Genomic DNA, 2006 nt, shown 5'->3' with positions numbered 1-2006 from the left:
TTACCAAATGAACCTGTTAAAATTCCATTTTTGCGTAAAGAAGTAATAACAGAAGTACAGGATAAGATGTTTGGAAAAGCTGAAATCACGAAGAAACAGACAAGAAATTATGTGTTATCACCAGAACAATATCAAGAATTAACAAAACAAGTGAATGCAGCAGTTAAGATTAAACAGGATTATAAGCGTTTGAGAAAAACAGACTTTGTGCAAGAAAACGAGAGTTTACGAGTACAAATGAACAATCTCAAAGAAGAAAATAAAGAGATTTTTAATGGTTTAACAGAATCTCATCAAGAAAATTATGAATTAGGAAAAGAAAATGAAAGATTAAACAAGAAAATAGGCTTGTTAGAGGCTCATATAAAAGATTTAAAGACAAATATAAGGGTTTTATATCGAAATACGAAAAAGACCCTTGCGGGGCAATTTAATGCGTTTAGAGGGCTTATTAAAAATGAATTGGGTAGCAAGGGAATAGATAATCAATTTGAACGTGAACATAAGAGGGAAATGAGCAGATCTCAAGGTTTTGATATGGAAAGATAGGCGTGATAATGGTGAAAAAGGGAATTGATTTTTAACAGATGGAAACCTTTAGCAAAGGATTTCATGTTATTATATAGAAAGACATATAAACGAGAAAAACCGCCCAAGCTTTGGTCGGCGAGGCGGTTTTTCATAATAAGGTTGGAATCAACCAATATATATTCTATATACATTCTAACATATAAAAGTTGATTCCTTCCACTAAGGGAGAGAATTATTTTATGACAAAAGTTGTAGATTTTGGACAAGCTGAAAAAAAAGCGAAAATAAGAGATAGTAAGATTGATAGTATTTATGATCAGTTGCAAGCGGGTGGCTATTCAGAAGAAGAAAAAGCAATGCTTTTGCAGTTATTGAGTAAAGCTACTGGTGGAGAAGAGTATTTCATAGGTAAAAAGAAAAAGCCTACGGATCGGGTGAGATTTGTGCAGATTATAATGGATAATATGGAATATTTAAATGGTATTGGATATTTCACCAATGCAGAGCAAGCATTTTTATTGCAGATTTCTTCTTATCTAGAATTTAAAACTAATGTAATCATTGAAAAAAGTAATGATGATAATGAAATTGATACTAATGCAGCAACACCTAGCTATTTAGCTGAAAAGCTTGGTAAAACAAGAGAGAGTGTTTCTAAAACAATGAATTCTTTGCTAAAGAAAGGTGTTTTAGGGGTTGCAGAAGCAGGTATGACAACCGATGATGGAAGGATTTGCACAAGTCGTACATGGTTTGTAAATCCTAATATTATGTGTTGTTCTCCTAAGGATAGTGTTGATAGAGCAACTCAACATATTTTTAAAAAGTCATTAAGAAATTTTAAGGTTAAGGGAGATACTAAAAAACATAAATTACCAATTTATTTATTCTAGATGTCAATTTTACTATTGACATCTTTCTTTTTTGTATTATTTTCCATTTTCTAGGTGTGAAAAAAAATTCACACAGGTGTGAAAAAAAATTCACACCCTACATCGTATAAACCCTTGCTATTACTGACTTTTTTTATTTTGTTCTTCTCACTCTTATATATAAGGCTAAAAGTTCCGCAAGGAACGGGTTGTATTTTTGAGAAAACCACTCAAAAATCTCCACCCTCAATATCAAAAAGTCGGTTCGTTAATTCTCACCTAAAGGCTACCGCCTTTTCTTTTGGATGTTGTCCTTGCAAAACTTTTTTCGGCTCGTGTGCTTTTCTCGCCAAGCCGACAGACAAAAAGCAAAGCAATGGTTCTCGACTTGGACAAGCAAGTATACGAGCCGAACCGCTTAGATCAATTGTTCAAAAATAGTTCTTATACGATATGTTGATACGTAATACGTGGGGTTTCGCCCCCACACGACGAGCCAGCACTCTAGCCAAAAAGCAAATGTAAGACCAAAAGACAAGAACAAACCATAAAAAAAGTCCTCCAGATTGTTTAACTGGGGGACTTTCATGTTCACATAATTCT

General features: G+C 33.4%; 1 protein-coding gene and 1 pseudogene. Both read left to right on the top strand.

All coding sequences use genetic code 11. The features are described from left to right. Positions 1-549, top strand: a pseudogene (locus ACM6HU_RS25435) (mobilization protein); the annotation flags it as partial. A gap of 221 nt (positions 550-770) precedes the next feature. Further along, positions 771-1424: a MarR family transcriptional regulator gene (locus ACM6HU_RS25430; RefSeq protein ID WP_414848506.1), complete on the top strand. Its 654-nt coding sequence runs from the start codon at positions 771-773 to the stop codon at positions 1422-1424. Positions 1425-2006 lie beyond the last annotated feature (582 nt).

The organism is Bacillus sp. IT-79MI2 (assembly GCF_949768135.1).
Classification (GTDB): domain Bacteria; phylum Bacillota; class Bacilli; order Bacillales; family Bacillaceae_G; genus Bacillus_A; species Bacillus_A pseudomycoides.
The sequence above is the reverse complement of the archived record's forward strand: the minus strand, read 5'-3'. Positions and strand labels throughout refer to the sequence as shown.